24 protein-coding genes and 2 riboswitches are annotated in these 21,529 nt (G+C 40.4%); all 24 genes read left to right on the top strand.

Annotated elements, in window-relative coordinates; all coding sequences use genetic code 11:
• The coding region (locus BANA01_RS29375; protein WP_157411900.1) for a M20/M25/M40 family metallo-hydrolase at positions 1 to 171 on the top strand (171 nt) is incomplete at its 5' end.
• Between the two features lie 355 nt (positions 172 to 526).
• Positions 527 to 718: riboswitch (cobalamin riboswitch) on the top strand.
• A gap of 158 nt (positions 719 to 876) precedes the next feature.
• Complete coding sequence (locus BANA01_RS26855) at positions 877 to 1,635, top strand: energy-coupling factor ABC transporter permease (RefSeq protein ID WP_063255440.1); 759 nt, start codon at positions 877 to 879, stop codon at positions 1,633 to 1,635.
• A gap of 1 nt (position 1,636) precedes the next feature.
• Positions 1,637 to 1,918 (top strand): energy-coupling factor ABC transporter substrate-binding protein, encoded by a 282-nt coding sequence (locus BANA01_RS26850; RefSeq protein WP_063255439.1) that lies wholly within the window; start codon positions 1,637 to 1,639, stop codon positions 1,916 to 1,918.
• An 18-nt stretch (positions 1,919 to 1,936) separates the two neighbouring features.
• Entirely contained in the window at positions 1,937 to 2,719 is a 783-nt protein-coding gene (gene cbiQ, locus BANA01_RS26845) for a cobalt ECF transporter T component CbiQ (protein WP_063255438.1), read from the top strand.
• A gap of 27 nt (positions 2,720 to 2,746) precedes the next feature.
• Positions 2,747 to 3,601, top strand: coding sequence for an energy-coupling factor ABC transporter ATP-binding protein (locus BANA01_RS26840; RefSeq protein WP_235847246.1), 855 nt, complete (start codon positions 2,747 to 2,749; stop codon positions 3,599 to 3,601).
• Positions 3,602 to 3,744: 143 nt separating this feature from the next.
• A riboswitch (cobalamin riboswitch) is annotated at positions 3,745 to 3,923 on the top strand.
• Between the two features lie 139 nt (positions 3,924 to 4,062).
• Positions 4,063 to 5,685, top strand: coding sequence for a precorrin-3B C(17)-methyltransferase (gene cobJ / locus BANA01_RS26835; RefSeq protein WP_063255437.1), 1,623 nt, complete (start codon positions 4,063 to 4,065; stop codon positions 5,683 to 5,685).
• Between the two features lie 9 nt (positions 5,686 to 5,694).
• Positions 5,695 to 6,471, top strand: coding sequence for a precorrin-6A reductase (cobK, locus tag BANA01_RS26830; protein WP_063255436.1), 777 nt, complete (start codon positions 5,695 to 5,697; stop codon positions 6,469 to 6,471).
• Positions 6,461 to 7,126: a precorrin-8X methylmutase gene (locus BANA01_RS26825; RefSeq protein WP_174524449.1), complete on the top strand. Its 666-nt coding sequence runs from the start codon at positions 6,461 to 6,463 to the stop codon at positions 7,124 to 7,126. The genes cobK and BANA01_RS26825 overlap by 11 nt, the downstream gene beginning before the upstream one ends.
• Positions 7,101 to 8,237, top strand: a complete 1,137-nt coding sequence (locus BANA01_RS26820) for a cobalt-precorrin-5B (C(1))-methyltransferase (protein ID WP_063255434.1) — start codon at positions 7,101 to 7,103, stop codon at positions 8,235 to 8,237. Before BANA01_RS26825 ends, BANA01_RS26820 begins: the two co-directional genes overlap by 26 nt.
• On the top strand, positions 8,212 to 9,405 hold the full coding sequence (locus BANA01_RS26815) for a bifunctional cobalt-precorrin-7 (C(5))-methyltransferase/cobalt-precorrin-6B (C(15))-methyltransferase (RefSeq protein WP_063255441.1): 1,194 nt from the start codon (positions 8,212 to 8,214) through the stop codon (positions 9,403 to 9,405). Before BANA01_RS26820 ends, BANA01_RS26815 begins: the two co-directional genes overlap by 26 nt.
• Entirely contained in the window at positions 9,405 to 10,109 is a 705-nt protein-coding gene (cobI, locus tag BANA01_RS26810) for a precorrin-2 C(20)-methyltransferase (protein WP_063255433.1), read from the top strand. Before BANA01_RS26815 ends, cobI begins: the two co-directional genes overlap by 1 nt.
• The gene (gene cobM, locus BANA01_RS26805) at positions 10,109 to 10,891 is read left to right on the top strand and encodes a precorrin-4 C(11)-methyltransferase (protein ID WP_063255432.1); all 783 of its coding nucleotides are present in this window, start codon (positions 10,109 to 10,111) and stop codon (positions 10,889 to 10,891) included. Before cobI ends, cobM begins: the two co-directional genes overlap by 1 nt.
• Positions 10,884 to 12,020, top strand: coding sequence for a cobalt-precorrin 5A hydrolase (locus tag BANA01_RS26800; RefSeq protein WP_063255431.1), 1,137 nt, complete (start codon positions 10,884 to 10,886; stop codon positions 12,018 to 12,020). The genes cobM and BANA01_RS26800 overlap by 8 nt, the downstream gene beginning before the upstream one ends.
• A complete protein-coding gene (locus tag BANA01_RS26795; protein WP_063255430.1) occupies positions 12,017 to 13,402 on the top strand; it encodes a cobyrinic acid a,c-diamide synthase CobB in 1,386 nt (461 codons plus the stop codon). The genes BANA01_RS26800 and BANA01_RS26795 overlap by 4 nt, the downstream gene beginning before the upstream one ends.
• On the top strand, positions 13,371 to 14,000 hold the full coding sequence (locus tag BANA01_RS26790) for a precorrin-2 dehydrogenase/sirohydrochlorin ferrochelatase family protein (RefSeq protein WP_063255429.1): 630 nt from the start codon (positions 13,371 to 13,373) through the stop codon (positions 13,998 to 14,000). The genes BANA01_RS26795 and BANA01_RS26790 overlap by 32 nt, the downstream gene beginning before the upstream one ends.
• Positions 13,997 to 14,758 carry a uroporphyrinogen-III C-methyltransferase gene (cobA, locus tag BANA01_RS26785; protein WP_063255428.1) on the top strand — a complete coding sequence of 254 codons (762 nt, stop codon included), beginning with the start codon at positions 13,997 to 13,999 and terminating at the stop codon, positions 14,756 to 14,758. Before BANA01_RS26790 ends, cobA begins: the two co-directional genes overlap by 4 nt.
• Positions 14,752 to 15,306 (top strand): nitroreductase family protein, encoded by a 555-nt coding sequence (locus BANA01_RS26780; RefSeq protein WP_063255427.1) that lies wholly within the window; start codon positions 14,752 to 14,754, stop codon positions 15,304 to 15,306. The genes cobA and BANA01_RS26780 overlap by 7 nt, the downstream gene beginning before the upstream one ends.
• 12 nt (positions 15,307 to 15,318) lie before the next feature.
• Positions 15,319 to 15,858 carry a cob(I)yrinic acid a,c-diamide adenosyltransferase gene (locus tag BANA01_RS26775; RefSeq protein ID WP_063255426.1) on the top strand — a complete coding sequence of 180 codons (540 nt, stop codon included), beginning with the start codon at positions 15,319 to 15,321 and terminating at the stop codon, positions 15,856 to 15,858.
• A gap of 121 nt (positions 15,859 to 15,979) precedes the next feature.
• A complete protein-coding gene (locus BANA01_RS26770) occupies positions 15,980 to 16,819 on the top strand; it encodes a methyltransferase domain-containing protein (protein WP_063255425.1) in 840 nt (279 codons plus the stop codon).
• A 102-nt stretch (positions 16,820 to 16,921) separates the two neighbouring features.
• Positions 16,922 to 18,121, top strand: coding sequence for a CbiX/SirB N-terminal domain-containing protein (locus BANA01_RS26765; protein ID WP_063255424.1), 1,200 nt, complete (start codon positions 16,922 to 16,924; stop codon positions 18,119 to 18,121).
• A 180-nt stretch (positions 18,122 to 18,301) separates the two neighbouring features.
• Positions 18,302 to 19,819 (top strand): cobyric acid synthase, encoded by a 1,518-nt coding sequence (locus BANA01_RS26760; protein ID WP_063255423.1) that lies wholly within the window; start codon positions 18,302 to 18,304, stop codon positions 19,817 to 19,819.
• A 64-nt stretch (positions 19,820 to 19,883) separates the two neighbouring features.
• Positions 19,884 to 20,771 (top strand): GHMP family kinase ATP-binding protein, encoded by an 888-nt coding sequence (locus BANA01_RS26755; protein ID WP_063255422.1) that lies wholly within the window; start codon positions 19,884 to 19,886, stop codon positions 20,769 to 20,771.
• Positions 20,772 to 20,992: 221 nt separating this feature from the next.
• Positions 20,993 to 21,250 carry a peptidase dimerization domain-containing protein gene (locus BANA01_RS30485; protein WP_063255421.1) on the top strand — a complete coding sequence of 86 codons (258 nt, stop codon included), beginning with the start codon at positions 20,993 to 20,995 and terminating at the stop codon, positions 21,248 to 21,250.
• Positions 21,216 to 21,437, top strand: coding sequence for a peptidase dimerization domain-containing protein (locus BANA01_RS30480; protein WP_063255420.1), 222 nt, complete (start codon positions 21,216 to 21,218; stop codon positions 21,435 to 21,437). The genes BANA01_RS30485 and BANA01_RS30480 overlap by 35 nt, the downstream gene beginning before the upstream one ends.
• The last annotated feature ends 92 nt before the right edge of the window (positions 21,438 to 21,529 follow it).

Genomic DNA, 21,529 nt, shown 5'->3' with positions numbered 1-21,529 from the left:
GGGGGTTCCATTCCGATTGTATCGGATTTCAACCATACCTTAAATACTCCAGTGGTCTTAATGGGATTCGGCTTGCCGGATGAAAATCTTCATGCTCCGAATGAACATTTTAACTTAGAAAACTTTGATAAAGGGATCTTGACGATTTGTTCGTTTTTAGAATTGATCTAAATAGATAGGCAAAGAGGTGCATATAGCGTCCCTCTTTTTTGCCGGTAAAAGTGGCCGGTACCTTCCAAATTTTGACGGTGCCGGCACTTTTTTTATGTGGGTCTGGTGGTTTCGATTCCCACGCAGTCCCGCCAACCTTGATATATAAAGGTTATTGAGGATTTTTAATGAAGTTAGAAAAGGAGAAAATGGTTAGCGAACAAGTGAAAAATTCTTCTTTGGTCACATTGATTTTTTGTCACTTCTTTTTTTATTTAACGAGCTGCTCAAATCATAAGCGGCTTCTTTTTGTTAATTTGGTAACAAGATAATATGGTAGACAGCAAGAGTCTGGTAATGTATTATAAAGAAAATTATATACATATTTTAAACAGGTGTTATGCATGTAACAATGTATAGCTTAATAGGGAAGTTCGGTGAAAATCCGACACGGTACCCGCCACTGTAATCCGGAGCGACTTGCACAATGTCACTGCTTTTTTAAAGCGGGAAGACGCAAGGAGCATAGATGGTAAGTCAGGAGACCTGCCTGTTTAGATAACACGATGTGACCTACGGGCTATAGGGATGTGTTTACGGAAACGAAAGTATGCTTTTTTTTAAAATAAGCAGATCATACCATTGTTTTTGTGAGCATTTAAACCCACCAGGTTTAAATGCTCTTTTTAGTTTGATCACTATTTATACCGTGGAGGTAAGATTAAATTGAATAAAAGATCATTATGGGTTTCATTTGTTGTACTGTTAGGTTTAACAAGCTATTTTTGGTCGAACTCTTTTCGCCCAGCCTATGCAATGCATATTATGGAAGGATTCCTACCATTGGGTTGGGCTGTTTTTTGGTGGGGGATCACAATTCCATTTATTTCCGTTGGAATACGATCGATTACGAAGAAATTAAAAGAAAATCCTGAATTGAAATCAATGCTGGGTCTGTCTGGTGCATTTGCATTCGTTTTATCTGCGTTGAAAATTCCCTCAGTGACAGGCAGCTCTTCTCATCCAACGGGTGTAGGATTGGGGACCATTTTATTTGGTCCAACGGCGATGAGTGTTTTAGGAACAATAGTGCTTTTATTTCAATCACTATTGTTAGCACATGGTGGAATTACAACGTTAGGAGCGAATGCCTTTTCCATGGCAGTCGTCGGACCTCTACTCGCTTATGGGATATTTAAGTTTGGAAGAAAAATGAACCTTTCTCTAGCTGTTGCAGTCTTTTTAGCTGCAATGTTAGGGGATTTGGGGACATATTTAGTGACATCGGTTCAACTAGCCTTAGCTTTCCCTGCTGAGGTGGGGGGCTTTGCTGCTTCATTTGTAAAGTTCGCTAGTATCTTTGGTTTTACACAAGTTCCTTTAGCGATCAGTGAAGGCTTACTTACCGTTATTGTGATGAATTTACTTCAAAAATATAATATGGAAGAATTAAAGCAATTACTTTCAATTAAGGAGGCAAGCTAACATGAAAAATGGAGTATTATTTTTAATTGTAATTTTATTAGCAATTATTCCTTTAATTTTTCTTAATGATGCTGAATTTGGTGGAGCTGACGGGCAAGCGGAGGAAGTGATTAGCGAAGTGGCACCTAACTATGAGCCTTGGTTTCATGCCATATGGGAACCACCAAGTGGAGAGATTGAAAGTTTACTATTCTCGTTACAAGCGGCTCTCGGAGCCATGATCATCGGCTATTGTCTAGGATATGGAAAAGCTAGAAAAAAGTATTCTTCATCCAAACAATAACAGAATGAAGTGAATGCTATGATAAAAATTGACGATTATGCTTATACCAGCGGATTAAAAGATGTTCATCCCGTTGAGAAGGTTAGCTTTGCGTTGATCTTTCTCTTTTTTACAATTCTTTCAAAAAATATTTCGGTGGCTTGTTTTACCTTTACTGTAATGAGTATTTTGGTACTATTTAAGGCGAAAATCCCGTTTATGGCATATTTGAAACTTCTTTTCGTCCCATTTGTTTTCTTAATGACAAGCTTAGTTGCAATCATATTTTCCATTGCACCTATTTATCAAGAAGATTTAGATGTGCTTTGGATGACTGAAATAGGTTTATGGCAAATCTATATTAGTTCAAATAGTATCCAACAATCATACCAACTAGCTTCAACGATTTTAGCAAGTGTGAGCTGTTTATATTTTCTTGTTTTATCAACTCCTCTTAATCAATTTATGTGGGTATTAAAAAAAGTAAAACTCCCCATTGTTTTTGTAGAATTAATGGGGATTACGTATCGGTTCATCTTTGTTTTATTAGAAAAGGTGAGTGAAATTTATATTGCACAATCCAGCAGGTTTGGCTATCAAGATTATAGAAGCTGGTTTTCAAGCGTAGCACAGCTTATTGTCAGCCTTTTCATTAAATCGATGCACTCAGCAAAAGAACTTCAAATCGCAATTGATAGTCGAGGTGGAGATGAACATTTATATGATGTGGATTTATCATTGGTCTATAAGCGAGGGAATTTTATCATTGTTTTTATTTCGTTTGTAACACTTTTCATGATTTATATTATGACAAAATCATGAAAGACCTATGAAAAGGAAGTATGCAGAGTGAGTGAACAAATTATAACGTTTGAACAAGTTTCTTATCAATATGCAGACGGAACGATGGCATTGAATCAAATAAATCTTTCAATTGGAAAAGGGAAGAAGATAGCCTTATTAGGAAACAATGGCGCTGGGAAATCGACACTATTTCTGCATATGAACGGTATTTTAAAGCCGACAAGTGGCAGCATTTTATACAGTGGAAAGAAGTTGACCTATAAAAAGAAAGAGATTCGGCATTTAAGGCAGCAAGTCGGTATTGTGTTCCAAAATTCTGAATCTCAACTTTTTTCCTCTTCTGTCTATGAAGATATTAAGTTCGGTCCAAAAAATTTAAATTTACCCACCGAAGAAGTTGAGAGGCGTGTAAAGGAAGTCATTACATTAACAGAAACGGAATCGCTTAAAGATAAACCCCCTCACTTTTTAAGTATCGGACAGAAAAAAAGGGTAGCAATCGCTGGAATTGTTGCTATCGATCCTGAATTAATGGTGTTAGATGAACCAACAGCTGGGCTCGATCCTTACTATTCAAAAAGAATGTTGGAACTACTGGAAAAGATTCATCATCGAAACCGTACGATTCTATTGTCTACACATAATGTAGATCTAGCTTATGAGTGGGCAGATGAGGTTATCATCTTAAACAATGGGCATTTGCTAGCTCAAGGAACACCTGTTGAGGTTTTTAATAAAAGAGAAATACTAGAAAGAAGCCATTTACAAAAGCCTTGGATTATGGAAGTGTTTGAAAAATTTCAAAGTACGAATTCATCCAATATAAAGTATCCGAGGTCGAAGGCAGAACTGTTTGAAATGATGGAATCATGTTTTAATGGGACCAGCATTAAAGTTTAAGGTGGAACCCTGACGAGTGATCTCGGTTTATTGATGCATAATTTTTTGAAAGCACCAAATCAACGTAAGAAAGAGATTTTATTAAATTTTCAAAAAAATAGTTTGTTAACTTTCGAGATTATATGGTATAGTTATAAAAAATTTAATAATTACTTTAAATAAGTGCTCACATTTTGTGAGGTAAAAGGGAAACTAGTGAAAGTCTAGTACAGCCCCCGCTACTGTAAGAGCTGATGAAATTACAATACCACTGAGAAATCGGGAAGGTGTAAGAGTAAAAAGAAGCTTAAGTCAGGAAACCTGCTTATTTAAACGACACTTGCTTTTCGGAGGGAGAAGTATAGGCGGGACAATTATTCAATTGTTTTTGTATTTCAGTATGCTTATTTTTATACTGTCATATCACATGCCTGTATTCCTTTTAAAAGGAGTGCAGGCATTTTTTATTTGGAGGTAAGCCTATGAAAAAGGGAAAAATTTTTGTTGTTGGCTTTGGTCCTGGTGATCGTGAGCATATTACAAATCGAGCTGTAGTGGCATTGCAGCAAAGTGATAGTATTATTGGATATAAAACTTATGTGGAGCTAATTGAACCCTTCGTATCAGCAAAGTCCATCGTCAGTACGGGTATGACAGAAGAAGTGTCACGTGCACAGGATGCAGTAAAGAAAGCGGAAGCAGGTCAAGTTGTCTCAGTGATTTCCAGCGGAGATTCAGGCGTTTATGGTATGGCTGGATTAGTGTATGAAGTGCTGATTGAGAAGGGCTGGACTGAAAAAGAAGGAATTGAGGTAGAAATTGTTCCAGGTATTTCAGCCATTAATTCTTGTGCAAGTTTATTGGGTGCGCCTGTCATGCATGATTCCTGCACGATCAGCCTAAGTGATCATTTAACACCTTGGACCGTAATAGAAAAGCGCATTGAAGCAGCTGCGATGGCGGATTTCGTTATAGCTTTATATAATCCGAAAAGCGGCCGGCGGACACGTCAAATTGTAGAGGCACAAAATATTCTATTAAAATATCGTTCTCCTGAAACACCGGTGGGACTTGTGAAAAGTGCTTATCGTGAAAATCAAAATGTGGTGCTGACAACACTGGCCGAAATGCTTGAACATGAGATAGGAATGCTGACAACGGTTATTATCGGGAATTCTTCTACTTTCTTTTATGACAATAAAATCATTACCCCTCGAGGGTATCAGCGTAAATATACGTTAGGTGAAGAAAAGCAAAGTTTAAAACCGCATCAGCGTTTGAAAAAGGAAGCCGAACCATGGGCATTAAATCAAGAAACAGGGGAAGCACAAGCTGGTTATGAGCAAATTGAACGAAAAAAACAAGAAGTTAGCTCATTAGATTTGGCTTTAAAGGCTTTATCCATGGTTACTAAATCGGATATAGAACATCCGCATTTAGTTCAGCAGCCGATCGAAAATATATTTGAATTTGCTGTTTCACCTGGTGTTGCCAATAAATTTATTAAGCCAGAGCAAATGCGTGTATTGGCAGAAACCATTGGCGAGACAGGCACCATGGAATATACACCGGATCATCGTTTTTTACTAAAGATTCCAACAGATCAACCTGAATCGATTGTTGAAAGACTTAAACAAAATGATTTAATTGTCATGCCTGTCGGCGATATTTTAAATGTAAAAGCTTGTGATTTTTGCTACGGTGAAAAAGCAGAATCGATCCCATATGCTGAAGAAATAGCAGCAAAATTGGGGGGCTTAAAGCTTCCAAAAGAATTACATATTGGTTTCAACGGCTGCGGTATGGCCTGTTATCGGGCAGTATTCGATGATATCGGAATCGTTTACCGCAAGAAAAGATTTGATTTATTTATTGGCGCAAAGCCGGTTGGCCGTACAGCTCATGCTGCACAGCCAGTAGCAGAAGGAATTGAACCAGATGAGCTGCTGCCGTTATTAACGAAAATGATAGAAGAGTACAAACAAAATGCCCATCCAAATGAACGTCTTTTTAAATATTTTAAAAGGGTGAAAAAAATTCAGTATTTTAACTATCAGGATATGAGCTCCAAAATTGAAGTCGAGCCGGCACCATGTGGAGATTAGGAGGAACACATGATTTTATTTTTAGCAGGCACAAGTGATGCGAGAGCACTAGCCATTCAATTGCAAAACCAAGGCTATCTTTTATTAGCAACAGTTGTCACAGAATCTGCTGCCGAAAGTTTAAATGCCCACCATATTCCTTATCAAGTCGGGCGGTTATCAGTTGATGACATGACAGAGCTTATTCAGAAGCAAAAGATGACCTGTGTCATCGATGCCAGTCATCCATATGCGGAAGAAGCGTCGAAAACAGCAATGGCAGCAGCACAAGCATCTAATATTCCCTATATTCGTTATGAAAGGCCAGAAGAACAGTTTATTTCTCCGCTAATTACAGAAGTTGAAAGTTATGAAGAAGCAGCCAAATTAGCTCAATCTCATAAAGGAACGATCATGCTGACAACAGGCAGTAAAACGTTAGAAGTATTTACGAAATATTTAATGCGTGATGAAATCCGGCTTATTTGCAGAATGCTTCCAAATATAGGGAACATGGAAAAGTGCAATCAGTTAGGTGTTAAACAAAAGGACATTATTGCGATCCAGGGCCCATTTTCGGAATCATTAAATAAAGCACTATGTGAGCAATACAATGTGACTCTAATGATTACAAAAGAAAGCGGCAAAGTGGGATCTGTAGATGAAAAAATGACAGCTGCTCTGCAATTAGGGATTCCGGTTATTTTAATAAAACGGCCAGCGATTGAATATGAAAATTTTTGTACTTCTTTTGAAGAAGTAACTCAACTATTAGGAGGTTTTATTCTTGGCAAACATGAACTTTAATACAAAATTTATCCCCGTTACGGTAGATCCAGACAAGATTTATGATTACAGTTTCGCCATTATCAAAGAAGAGATGGGCGAACATTCATTTACAGATGAGCAATGGTTAGTTGTTCGGCGGGTGATTCACGCTTCAGCAGATTTTGAATTAGGCCGCAGCATGATATTTACACCTGATGCCATTGAGGCGGGGATTCAATCCATTTTAGCGGGCCGTCATGTAGTGGTGGATGTACAAATGATCGAAAGCGGTTCTGGACGGAAACGATTCCAAAAGCATGGCGGGGATTTACATTGTTATATTGCGGATGAGGATGTCTCAAAGGAAGCAAAGGCCCAAGGAACAACACGTGCGATTATTTCCATGCAAAAAGCAACGCGTTTACATGAAGGAGGAATCTATGCCATCGGCAATGCGCCAACCGCCTTGCTGGAGCTAATTCGTTTGATTAAAGAAGGTGTGGCAAAACCGGATTTAATTATTGGAATGCCAGTCGGCTTTGTATCAGCAGCAGAGTCGAAAGCGGAGTTAGCAGTGCTCGAAGGGATTCCATTTATTACGAACGTTGGGAGAAAGGGTGGCAGTACAGTGACGGTCGCTGCACTTAATGCCATTTCGATTATGGCGGATGAACGAGCAAAAGAAACGAAATAAAAAAGACCCCTCACAAATGCGTCATGGCTACACGACAGGAGCTTGTGCAGCAGCGATGACAAAGGCAGCACTGCAAGCTCTTGTCGTTGGAAAAGTACCTGATGAAGTCACGATTTATTTACCGGTTGGCCAGTATGCAACATTTAAAGTAACTTCATTTGAAGTATCAGAAGGCAGGGTAATGTGTGAAACGATTAAAGATGCCGGGGACGATCCTGATGCTACACACCAGGCACGAATTCAAAGTACCGTCATGTTTTCAAAAGAAAAAGGTATCCATTTAGATGGCGGGGTTGGTGTAGGGCGAGTGACAAAAGCTGGACTTCCTGTACCGGTAGGACAAGCAGCGATAAACCCTGTTCCGCGTAAAATGATTTTTGGTGTTGTACAAGAAGTCATTGAAAAATATAAATTGGATTGTGGAATTGAAGTGGTCATTTCCGTACCAGATGGTGAAGAGATTGCTGAAAAAACATTGAATGGGCGTTTAGGTATTATTGGCGGTATTTCCATATTAGGTACACGGGGAACAGTGGTTCCATTTTCAAGTTCCGCTTATATGGCAAGTATCGTGCAAGCGATCAATGTAGCAAAAGAATCAGGATGTGAGCATTTAGTCATCACAACGGGCGGACGCAGTGAAAAATATGCAATGCAGCAGTATCCTCATTTACCCGAAGAAGCATTTATCGAAATGGGCGATTTTGTCGGCTTTACGTTAAAAAATATTGCGCGAAAGAAGATTCCGAGAGTCTCGCTAGTAGGGATGATGGGGAAGTTCTCAAAAGTTGCCCAAGGCGTTATGATGGTTCACTCAAAAAGTGCACCGATAAGCTTTGAGTTTTTAGCAGGCATTGCCAATAAAGTGGGTGTTGATGAGGCGATGCAGCGAGAAATTTTACAGGCGAATACGGCTTCACAGGTTGGTGAAATGCTTCAGGGAAATGAGGCATTCTTTGCAGCACTTTGTAAAAACTGCTGCTACTATGCACTGAATCATATGAATACTGACATGAAAGTGTCGACAACCTTGTATGCCATGAATGGAGACTGTTTAGGAAAGGCTGAGAACATTGACAAATTGGATGAAGATGATTGGTATAGGGGATAATGGCGCGGAAGGATTGCTCCCCCAATATGCTGAGTGGATCAATGAATGTGATGTGCTTGTAGGCGGGGAACGTCATTTGCAATTTTTTCCGGAATATAAAAAAGAGAAAAAAGTAATCAAAGGCGGTTTGTCAGCGTTAATAGCTGAATTACAGCAAGAAACACGGAATACCGTTATATTAGTGTCCGGTGATCCACTGTTTTATGGACTTGGCAGTGTACTTGCAAAGAAGCTTCCATTAGAGATTTATCCTTATACCAGCTCGGTACAGCTTGCTTTTTCTAAAATGCAGGAAAGCTGGCAGGATGCGTATATTGTCAGCTTGCATGGCCGTTCCATTAAAGGGTTTGCACAAAGGATTGATGGGCGTAAAAAAATTGCTGTTTTAACAGATGAAACGAATTCTCCGCAGACAATTGCAACGTATTTAAAGCGTTTCGGCATGACAGAATACGATGCCTTTGTTGCTGAAAATCTACAAGGTGAAAAGGAGCGGTGCCGCTTCTTCACATTGGACGAAATGGAGCAGACTTCCTTTTTTCCATTGAATGTTGTGATTTTAAAACAGCGAGTGGCAGTAGAACGTACCTCTCTTGGAATTCCGGATGCTTCATTTATTCAGCGAAAACCAGATAAAGGATTAATTACTAAAAGAGAAATTCGGACTCTTTGTCTGCAGGAGTTAGGTCTTAATGAAAATAGCATTGTTTGGGATATAGGAACCTGTACAGGCTCAGTTGCGATTGAAGCAGCGAAAATTGCTCGGGAAGGTGCCGTGTATGCCATTGAAAAAAATGAGGGTGACCTTGAAAACTGCCTGGAAAATCAATTAAAACATCGTACAGATTTTGTTGCAGTGCTGGGGAAGGCACCTGACCGTCTGGAAGAATTTCCTGATCCGCATGCGATTTTTATTGGCGGCAACGGTGGGAATATGGAGCATTTATTGCAAACATGTATTTCACGCTTACAACCAGATGGACGCCTTGTAATGAATATTGCAACGATTGAAAATCTGGCAGAAGCGCTGAAGCAGCTAAAAGCATTAGGCTGTGAAGTATCGATATTACAGGCACAAATTTCAAAGAGTAAACCAATCTTAAATTTAACGCGTTTTGAACCGTTAAATCCAATCTATATTGTGACAGCAAAGAAAGGAAAAGAATAATGAGAATAGGAAAATTATATGGATTAGGTGTTGGGCCGGGAGATCCAGAATTAATCACGGTAAAAGCATTTCGAAGATTGCAGGAAAGCCCAGTCATTGCATATCCCAAAAAATTAAAGGGCAGTAAATCTTATGCCCATCGTATTGTAGAAGTGTATATTAACCCGGCAGAAAAAGAGATGCTTGGTTTGGTATTCCCCATGACAAAAGATGAAGATACACTGCGCACTGAGTGGACAAAATCAGTGGAAGCGATTTATAGCTATTTAGTTCAAGGAAAAGATGTAGCTTTTGTAACAGAAGGGGATCCGATGCTGTTCAGCACATTTATTCATTTAATGAATTTAATGAAATCGATGCACCCAGATGTCCCGATTGAAACGGTAGCAGGTATTTCGTCATTTAATGGTTCTGTTAATCGCTTAGGGATTGCATTGGCTGATGGTGATGACCATGTCGCCATGATACCTGCTACGGAAGATATGGCAGAAATGCGCCGAGTAATTGAAAACCACGATGCGATTGTCTTTATCAAAGTAGCAAAAGTTTTAGACGCAATGCTCGATCTACTAGAGGAAATGAATTTATTAGAAAAAGCACATGTCGTTACAAAAGTTACATCTGACGAAGAGGTAATTTGGAAGATCAATGAACTTCGGGGTTCAGAATTAAATTACTTGTCATGTATGGTGGTGCGCAAATAATGAAGAAAATTTGGATTATTGGAGCAGGACCGGGGGATCCGGATTTAATCACGGTGAAAGGTTTAAAGCTATTAAAAGAAGCGGATGTTGTGATGTATACTGATTCACTCGTAAGTGAATCGTTAGTAGCGGAAGCGAAGGAGTCGGCCGAAATTATCCGAACAGCAGGGATGCATCTACAGGAAATGGTGGATTGTATCGTTGAGCGTGTACATGCAGGCAAAAAGGTTGTACGTTTACATACAGGCGACCCGGCGATGTACGGGGCAACGATGGAGCAAGTGGCGCTGTTGAAGCAGCATGAGATTACCTATGAAGTTGTTCCAGGTGTAAGTTCTGTTTTTGCATCTGCCGCAGCAGTTGGCGCAGAGCTGACGATTCCTGATTTAACCCAAACGCTGATTTTAACACGGGCTGAAGGACGTACACCAGTGCCTGAGCGTGAAAAATTACAGGCACTGGCAAGCCATCACTGTACGATTGCCATGTTTTTAAGTGCGACATTAACAAAGAAAATAACCAAAGAATTGCAGGCAGCAGGCTGGGCAGACGATACACCCGTTGCGGTTGTACAGCGTGCTTCGTGGCCAGATCAAAAAATTGTGCGCACAACACTGGCTGAATTAGATGAAGCAATGCGTATCAATGGCATTCGTAAGCATGCGATGATTCTAGCAGGCTGGGCATTAGATCCGCATATCCATGAAAAAAATTATCGTTCGAAGCTATATGACAAAACCTTCACTCATGGCTTCCGCAAAGGTGTGAAGGAGAATGATTAGTTTACGTGAAGGTGAAATTCCTGTAATAGAAAAGCGCAAACCATATGCTCTCGTCGCCATAACGAAACATGGGGTGGCACATGCAAGAAGCTACGCGGAAAAATTTCCGTATGCGGACCTATATTATATGAAGAAATTCGAGCAGGGCGACGAAGACACGCGCAAAATTCAGTTGTTTGATGGTACGGTTCGCCTATTGCTGCCTGCTTTGTTCCAGCAGTATAAAGGGATCATTTGCATCATATCCCTCGGTGCTGTCGTTCGCATGATTGCTCCGCTAATGATTGATAAAAAGAAAGATCCTGCAGTGTTAGTGGTGGATGATAAAGGTCAGTTTGTCGTCAGCGTATTATCGGGGCATATTGGCGGTGCCAATGCCTTAACCCATGAATTTGCCAATGCGATTGGTGCAGTACCCGTTGTTACAACCGCATCAGATGTTCAAAAAACGATTTCAGTGGATTTATTTGGCGCCCAATTTGGGTGGATGTGGGATAGCGAAGAAAAATTAACACCTGTTAGTGCCTCGGTTGTCAATGAGGAACATGTTGCAATCGTTCAGGAGACGGGAGAAAAAAATTGGTGGATGTACGATCGCTTAATGCCTGACAATTTAAAAATTTATCCATCGATAGATGAAGCGATCATGGCAAAGCCACAAGCCGCACTGCTTATTACAGATCGTTTAATTGCGGCACATGAAGAGGTGCTGCTCGAAAACGGAGTTATATATCGTCCAAAATCAATTGTACTGGGCATTGGCTGTAATCGCGGTACGGCAATGGAAGAAATTGAACAAGTCATAGATGAAACATTAGCGGAGCTATGTTTAAGTAAAAAAAGTGTCAAAGCAGTTGCGACCATCGACTTAAAGAATAACGAAACAGGCCTTCTTGAATTAACTGCTAAATATAACTGGCATTTTATAACTTACACACCTGACCAGCTAAATGAAATACCAATGCAAAACCCATCGGAAACAGTCTTTAAATATACAGGTGCATATGGGGTCAGTGAGCCGGCCGCATTGCGTTATGCGAATGCGAAAGAGTTACTGCTGGAGAAAAAGAAAAGCGGAAATGTGACTATATCTATTGCACGTGTCAACTTCGAGGAGGAAGTACGATGAATCGATTTGTTCTAGCTGGTACTGGAAGCGGTGTTGGAAAAACAACGTTCACAATCGGCATCATGCGTGCGCTTATGAAGCGTGGTTTAACAGTCCAGGGTTTTAAATGCGGCCCAGATTATATTGACCCAGCGTATCATACAGCTGTCACCAAACGCCCTTCTCGTAATATTGATAGTTTCATGATGTCTCATGATACGGTCCGTGCCATTGTCGCAAGAGCGAGCAAAGATGCAGATGCAGCTATTATTGAAGGAGTGATGGGTTTTTATGACGGCAAATCCCCATTATCAAATGAAGGTTCTGCTGCTCATATTAGTGAGATTACAAAAAGTCCCGTCATTTTAATTATCAATGCGGCAAGTATGGCAAGAAGTGCGGCTGCGATTGTCAAAGGATTTCAAATGTTAGATAAAAGCTCCAATATTGTTGGCGTTATTGCCAACCAATTAGGAAGTAAAAACCACTTTGAAATTGTCAAAGCAGCGATTGAACAAGAATGTGGGATTCCTGTCATTGGCTATCTGCCAAAAGGAGCTGTCCAATCGATGCCGAGCCGTCATTTGGGTTTAGTGCCAGCCATTGAACGTGGTGATTTAGATTCATATTTTGATAGTCTAGCAGAAGCAATCGAAGAAACAGTGGATATTGAACAGCTGCTGGAAATTACCAAAACACAATCATTGGATGTTTCTGAATCTATCTTTGATGCACAGCCGCAAAGACAAGAAGTACATATTGCAGTTGCAAAGGATGCCGCCTTTAACTTTTATTATGAAGAAAATTTAGAATTGCTCCGTGTATATGGTGCAACATTGCATTACTTTTCTCCATTACAAAATGAGGAAGTTCCAGAAAGAGCGCAGGGGCTGTATATCGGCGGCGGTTTCCCGGAAGAGTTTGCAGAAAGCTTGGCGAAAAATGAAGAAACGAAGCAATCAATAAGAGCCGCGCTTAAGCGAGGGGTGCCAACATTAGCGGAATGCGGCGGTTTTATGTATTTAACAGAGGAAATTGTGAATCGTCAAGGACAGGTATTCCCGATGCTCGGGATCATTCCAGGACGTGTACGGATGCAGAATAAATTAGCGGCACTTGGCTACCGGGAAATTACAGGTGTTCCGGGGAACTTTCTAATCCATGAAGAGGAGCAGGCAAAAGGGCATGAGTTCCATTACTCAACGTATGAGGGGGAGCATACATCACCAGCTTATTTTTGTAAAGGCCGTTTTCGTGCTCAGCAGGAAGGTTATCTGCATAAAAATATTGTTGCCGGCTATACACACTTTCATTTTGCTTCGAATCCACAGCTTGTGAAAAATTGGCTGACAGCATGTTTGGAGGTAAACAATGAATTATTTCCCACTATTAATGAATATTGACTATAAAAAGGTTGTTATTGTTGGAGGCGGACATGTAGCACGTCAAAAGGTGGAAGCACTGCTGCCAACAAATTCGCTAGTGACAGTGATAAGCCCAGCGGTAACAGAAAAATTGCAGCACTATATCAATGAAGGGCTTGTGACATGGAAAGAAAAAGTATTTGAACCTGCTGATTTAGATGATGCAGCACTGATTTTCGCCGTTACAAATGACGAAGAGGTAAACAATGCAGTGGAAGAAGCGGCCCAGCATTGGCAATTACTCAGCCGTGCGGATGCAAAAGGACGTGTTGATTTCATCAATCCAGCAGTCGTTCGACGCGGTGATTTCGTTTTGACTGTATCGACGTCTGGAGCTAGTCCAGGTCTGACACGGCAAATAAAGACAGATTTAGAAGCGCAATTTGGAGTACATTACGCGCAGTATGTTTCATTTTTAAAGAATGCACGTCAGCGAATTTTACAGGTGTCTTCGGGCGATGCGAAAAAACAGCTATTAGCAGAGCTCCTCGATCCACAGTTATTACAATGGATCGAGCAAGGTGAAAAACAAAAATGTGAAGCGTGGCTGCAGCAGCGTATAGGAGAAAAACGGTGAGCGGATTTGTATATATTGTAGGAGCTGGTCCTGGTGACCCAAAACTATTGACGATTCGTGGATTAGAGTGCATTCAGCAAGCAGATGTGATTTTATATGACCGTCTGGTGAATGTTGAATTATTAAAACATGCGAAACCTGATGCCGAGCTGATTTATTGTGGAAAAGAGCCAGGCAGGCATGGACTGATTCAAGATGAAATTCATCGTGTACTAGTGGAGCAAGCCAATCTTGGCAAGCAGGTTCTCCGCTTAAAAGGCGGTGACCCATTTGTCTTTGGACGTGGTGGAGAAGAAGCCGCGATTTTACGGCAAGCCGATATTCCATTTGAAATCGTGCCTGGCATTACAGCGGGGATTGCGGCACCTGCTTATGCAGGGATTCCAGTGACACATCGTGATCACGCTGCAAGCTTTGCAATTGTTACAGGTCATGGCCGCCAAGAAAAGCAGCAGGACTTTTTAAATTGGTCCGCGCTTGCTCAAATAGATACAGTAGCCTTTTATATGAGCATAGGCAATATCGCACATATTGCGAAAAGCTTAATAACCTATGGCAAAAGTGAAACAACCCCTGTTGCCGTCATTGAATGGGGCACAACCAAAAATCAGCGTACGATTACAGGCAATCTTTCCACGATCGCACAAGATATTCAAAAACATCGTATCTCTAATCCATCGATGATTTTAGTTGGTGAAGTGGTTAGTGTACGAGATCAAATTGCCTGGTTTATAGAAAAGGAGCATGAATTATGTTAGAAGTATTAAAAAAACGCCGTGCGATTCGACAATTTGAAACGCGCGAAGTAGAACGTGACAAAATTGAGACGGTATTAGAAGCAGCAACGTATGCACCAAATGACCGTATGCGTGAGCCATGGCATTTCTATGTATTACAGGGAGACAGCTTAAAACGTTATGAGAAGGTGGCGCTTGATTATTTACAAAAACGCTTCCCAACAAAACCACATTTGGTGGAAAGCTCAATGGAAGCCATCACAAAAACACCGCTTATCATTGTGGTGACTTCTGCCATTGTCGAAGCTGATGAAGGTGCAACCAAAGATAATACCTTTGCAGTCAGCAGTGCGATTATGTCGATGTGGTTAATGGCTGAACAGCTGGGTTTAGGCATGGTATGGCGTACACGCGGTGTTGGCTTAGTGCATGATACAGCATTACATGATTTTATTGGTGCACCGGTTGGGGAGCAATTGGTAGGGACGTTATGCATTGGTTACCCTGCAGAAGAATTCACTTCCGCGAAAAAGCGTACACCATTTGCAGAAAAAACAACTTGGCTATAAGGAGGTTTATACATGACACGACAAGGGATGCTGTTAGTTTATACAGGTGAAGGCAAAGGAAAAACAACATCTTCACTTGGTGTCGCATTACGCGCAATTGGCCGCGGCATGAGGGTGAAATACTTTCAATTTATTAAATCACCTGAGCGTACATATGGTGAACAAATTGCCCTACGAAAACTTGGTGTTGAAACAGTGCAATTAGGTATCGGTTTTACTTGGACGAAAACACCGGAGGAGCATCGCGAGGCACTTGCGAAAGCCTGGCAGATTATAATAGAAGAGCTAAAAGATGAAACAACAGACCTATTAGTACTGGATGAACTGAATAATGCGTTAGCCATCACACGTTTTCCAATCGACGATGTATTGCCATTACAAGAGGTGTTAGAGGCCATACAAAACCGCCCCCAAACGATGCACCTTGTCATCACAGGCCGTTCTGCACATCCATCTCTACTCGCTATAGCTGATCTAGTATCAACGATTGATGCCACAAAACATTATTATGCTGATCAGGATGTCAAAGCGATGAAGGGGCTTGAGTTTTAAGCACGGGATCGCCCTGAAGTACAGACCAAACAGCATAAAAAAGTTGTGAATGAAGTAGGAACAGCTGTTGTATTCAGCAAGGGTTGTCCATTTGTGTTTTGGAAATTGAGGAGAAAATTCAATGATAAAAAGTTCCCCGTTACAATTTGATTTTGAAAAGCAGTGGAAAGAAGGCATGTTAGACTGGCATGGCAAGATGCCAGAAAGAATGATCGATGATGTGCTGGAAGAAGCATATTGGGCTCAGTCCATGAAGAAAAAGACATACAAGCAAACAGATAACTATGCAGAAAAAATCTACGAAAAAATGAAACACCATATCGCGCAAAATTCAACTTGTATTGAAATTGGGCCGGGATGGGGCAACTATACCTTCCAACTCCGACAAGATGTCGAAAGATTAACGTTAGTGGATGGTTCTGAAAGTGTGCTTGCTTATTTATTACAATACTTTAAAAACGATACAAATGTTCAGTACGTTCATAGTAAATGGGAAGAAGCGCAAATTGAGCAGCATGATGTTGTTATTGGGGTGAACTGCTTTTATCGTATGTATGAAATGAATGCGGCGCTGAAAAAAATGAACAGTCTTGCCAAAAAGCGTGCCATCATTGGTTTAACAACAGGACCTATACAACCGCATTATGTTGTTTTAGATGAGCAGTTTGGCTATGACATTAAACATCCTCGCCGTGATTATATTATGATCGTCAATATGCTGTATCAGTTAGGAATTTATGCAAATTGTGAAATGCTCAAACTGGAGCGTGTGTATCGTTATGATACATTGCAGCAATTATATGAAGCACAAAGCAAAAAAATCTTATCACCTCGGTTTGATATGGCACATGTGAAAGCATCGCTCGAACGCTTTATAGCAATTGAGGATGGCCAGTATGTATACCGTTACCCATTCTATGCTGCGATTATTAGTTGGGAGCCTGTAAAGTTACATGACTAAGTTTCGTATTGACATTACGAATAAGGGCTTTAATCGGGGCACTGTTGGATAAACAAATAGTCAAAGTGGTTACAAGATGATGGGAGAGGGGGAGGTCACTTTATGACAACATGGAATTTAACGCAAATGCAGCGTCACTTACTCATTTGCAATGGGGCAACCTGTATGGGAGCAGGTGCTGAGGAGGTGACGCAGCAAATTCGAGACGAAATCCGGAAAAACCGTTTAGATGAGCAAATTCATACATCTCGGACACGATGTAACGGCCGCTGTAAAGATAAATGCGTCGTAATTGATTACCCAAAAGGGACATGGTATTCGGTTCAACATGAAGAAACCGCGCGTGATATTGTTCATGAAGCTGTTGAACAAGATGCGATCATTTATTCAATGGAGCACGGTGTGCGGAAACGCAGCGATAATCGAATGAAAGGAATCGATAAATACAAGAAAGGTAAAGGACCAATGAAAAAAGCTGTATTATTTGTTGGACATGGCAGCAGGCTTGAGGCAGGGAATATAGAAGTTCGGGAATTTATTGGGCAAATGAAAGAATACATTGATCCAGCCCTTTTAATAGAAACATGTTTTTTAGAATTTGCCTCACCAAATATCGAAGATGGGATTCAGCTGTGTGTGGAACAAGGTGCGGACGAAATCCATGTAATTCCTATCATATTATTACATGCAGGACACTCAAAACTCCACATTCCAGCAGAAATCGAACATGCTAAAGAGCATTTCCCCGATGTTCAATTTACCTATGGACAAACGATCGGTGTTCATGAGGAAGTTTTTGAAATTTTAAAAACAAGACTGACTGAAGCAGGTTTTGATGTGGATCAAAAGCATGACGATACGGCCATTTTATTAATTGGACGAGGCGGCAGCGATCCATATGCGAATGGTGATTTTTATAAAATTAGCAGATTATTGTGGGAGAAATTAAATGTACCTATTGTTGAAAGTGCCTTTATGGGAGTAACGACGCCAACTGTGCAGGATGGGATGGAACGTTGCATTAAATTAGGCGCAAAAAAAATCATCATGCTGCCGTATTTTTTATTTACGGGAATTTTAATGGAAAGAATGTATAAAATGGCCGAACAGTTTAAAGAGTCTTATCCGCATATATCAATTGATATTGCTCAGTATTTTGGCTATCATCCAAAGTTAAGAACGGTACTCTTAGAACGAATGAATCAGGCCTTAAACGGTACTTCGACTGGAATGCAAGATTTAGAGAATTTCCGTAAATTTGCGGAAGAACAAGGGTATGAACATCATCATCATCACCATTAGATGATAGACAACCGGTTTTTCTTAGTATTATGGTTTATGTTTGCCAGAAAAGTGGGAGTGGAATATGGTAACGAGTTCCATCAACCTAATATATGACCCATGACAAGACATATTGGAGGAGTCAATGGTGCCTTGGGCTGGTCGAAAATTAAATCAACAAATGTAAGGAGTTCAAATAAAATGCCCGAGGCTCTTAAATTGATGTTTCAAGGTACCAATTCGGATGTCGGCAAAAGTGTCGTCGTGACAGCCTTTTGCCGTATATTCGCCCAGGACGGGTATAAAACGGTTCCTTTTAAGTCACAAAATATGGCGTTAAACTCTTATATCACAGTGGATGGAAAAGAAATAGGAAGAGCACAAGGGGTCCAGGCCGAAGCGGCAGGGATTCAGGCGACAACTGATATGAATCCGATTCTGCTCAAGCCGAATCGGGATAACCAATCCCAAATTGTGGTCCATGGAAAACCGTATAAAAATATGGAAGCCAGTGCGTATCGAAAGGAATTCTTTCAAACGGGTATTGAGCTTATTAAAGAATCGCTTGCTGTTCTGTCAGAAAAGTATGAAAGGATTGTCATTGAAGGGGCGGGCAGTCCTGCCGAGATTAATCTGAATGACAGGGAAATAGTCAATATGCGGGTTGCAAGAATGGCTGATGCCCCTGTAATTTTGATTGGGGATATCGAAAAAGGCGGAGTTTTTGCCAGTTTAGTAGGAACCCTTCAGCTTATGGACCCTAATGACCGTGACCGAATCATCGGCGTCATCATCAATAAATTCCGCGGTGATAGACGGCTTTTGGAATCTGGATTAACATGGTTTGAGGAATATACAGGGAAACCGGTTCTAGGAGTGATTCCTTATTTAGAGAATTTAAACATTGATGCCGAGGATTCCATGATATTAAATCAATATACATCGATCCGTAATACCGAAAAAGAACTTGATATTGCGGTGATACAGTATCCGAAAATCTCCAATTTCACCGATGTCGATCCTTTTTTTACCGAACCAGATTGCCATGTCCGGTTTATTACAAGAGCAGACCAATTACACAGCCCAGATTTAGTCATTCTTCCTGGGAGCAAGAATACGATTGAGGATTTGCTGTTTTTAAGAAAAAGTGGTATCGCAGAGAAAATCGTGGAATTGCAGCAAAAGCACGAATTCCTTCTATTTGGAATCTGCGGCGGCTATCAAATGCTCGGTGAAGAAATCGAGGATCCGTTTGCTATTGAATCACTTCACCATGAAATCGAAGGTCTAAGCTTACTGCCCATCAGGACGACCATTACAAAAGACAAGACGACCGTGTCATCAAACGGACTCTTACAACTTAACGGCAAACATTTCAACGTGTCAGGTTATGAGATTCATATGGGAGAAACGTGGACGACCCGAGAATCCCGGGGACTAATTGATACACAAGGCCGATCAGATGGCTGTAAAACCGAAGATGAAAGAATCATTGGTACATACTTTCATGGGATTTTTCATAATGATGAATTTCGTAAGGAGCTGCTGAATCAGATTCGCCAAGGAAAAGGTTTGGAGCCGATTCATCAGCGTGTATCCTTCAACCAATTGCGTGAAGAAGCATTTGATCTGTTAGCGGATCATGTAAGGTCGCACGTAAAGCTTGATTTGATTGAAAAAAAAATGAAGGATTTCCCAAAAAGGCGGATTAGCCAATGAAGGGTGCCCAAACTGTTATCACTTCCTTGTTGGTTATACTGTGGATGAAATAGGAGCTTTCACAATGAAAATAGGTAAGGGAAGGTGTAATGGAACATTTGGAGAACTTGTTCAAGGGATAATAGACGACCGGCCTTTTTTAATAACTTTTCCAATCCAAAGTTTGAGAAGTGAGGCAAGCTTTATCCCAGATCCAACTTCACCAGAATTAACAGGTGTGAATTCAAAGGTGAAAGCAATGAAAGCCGGAAAATTGTTATTAAATCAGTTTGGTCTGAATGGTGGCGGCAAACTTGAGATTCGGTCAAATATTCCAATGGGCAAAGGGATGGCGAGTAGTTCTGCAGATATTGTAGCATCTATAAAAGCAATTGCTCATAGTTACTCTCTCCCCCTAACGCAAGATATAATTTCTGCAATAGCCGCTAAAATTGAGCCAACAGATGGTGTTATGTATGATGAGGTTGTGGCTTATGATTATATACATGGTGATCTTATTGAAAGCTTTGGAGTTTTTCCGCCCTTCATCCTCGTTGGGATAGACCTCGGGGGAGCCATAAATACAATAGAATTTAATCAATTAAGAAAAGCATATGATCAATATGATCAACATCTATTTTCAGAAGCATATCATTGGGTTAGAGAAGGGTTCAGAAAAAACGAGTTTTCTCATATTTGTAAGGCAACAACGATTAGTGCACGAGTGAATCAAAAAGTATTAAGAAAACCTTATTTTTTTGAAATGGAAAAATTAGCTCATGCCTTTCAAGGCGGAATTGTTGTTGCTCACAGTGGAACAGTAGTGGGAATTATAATAGACAAAAATAGACGGAATAGTAACGAGATTGTTTTTCAATTATCAATGCATTTATCACTTCTCTTCAAGAACCTAAAACAAAAACCTTTCTTTTATTCCTACGATGGAATTGAAAATATCAAAAATATCAATTAGAGATTCTTTCATTTTCCGTAATTTGATGAAATAATCTTTGCGAAAGGGGCAACAACGACAAAGGGCAAACATTCTTACATATCCAAGCTGTCGAATCCCTGCTGAAAGTAGAAAATAAATTACCGGTAAATCTGAAATTTTGCATCGAAGGAGAAGAAGAAATCGGAAGTTCTCATCTTCCACAGTTTTTAGCTGACAATAAAGAAAAACTAGCCTGTGATATGGTGATCATTTCCGATTCTGCGATTACAAATTCTTTAAGAGGTCTGGCTGCTCTCGAGTTTTCCTTTAAAACGGCGAATACCGACTTGCATTCAGGCATGTTCGGCGGAGTAGTTCAGAACGCTAACCATTTATTAGTGAAGCTGCTTTCTACTCTTCATGATGCAAACGGAAAGGTAAATGTGGTTCAGTTCTATGATGATGTTTTAGAATTAACGGAATTTGAAAAGGAACAAATTAAAGCACGGGGCTTTTGATGAAGAAAAGTTAAAAAAACAATTAGGTTTAGCGGAATTAACGGGTGGGGAAAATAATTACCCATATCCTGAGAAAATCAGTTCTCGGCCAACATTAGAATTAAACGGCATTTGGGGTGTATTTCAGGGGGAAGGTACAAAAACCGTCATTCCGAACGAGGCGCATGCCAAAATACCTGCCGTCTAGTCAATAATCAAAATCCGGAAAAAATTCAGGGCTTGATCAAAAAGCATTTAGAAGAACATGCACCAAAAGGGTGTACGATAAAAGTAACACTA

The organism is Neobacillus niacini NBRC 15566, from assembly GCF_001591505.1.
GTDB classification, from domain to species: domain Bacteria; phylum Bacillota; class Bacilli; order Bacillales; family Cytobacillaceae; genus Neobacillus; species Neobacillus niacini.
The sequence above is the reverse complement of the archived record's forward strand: the minus strand, read 5'-3'. Positions and strand labels throughout refer to the sequence as shown.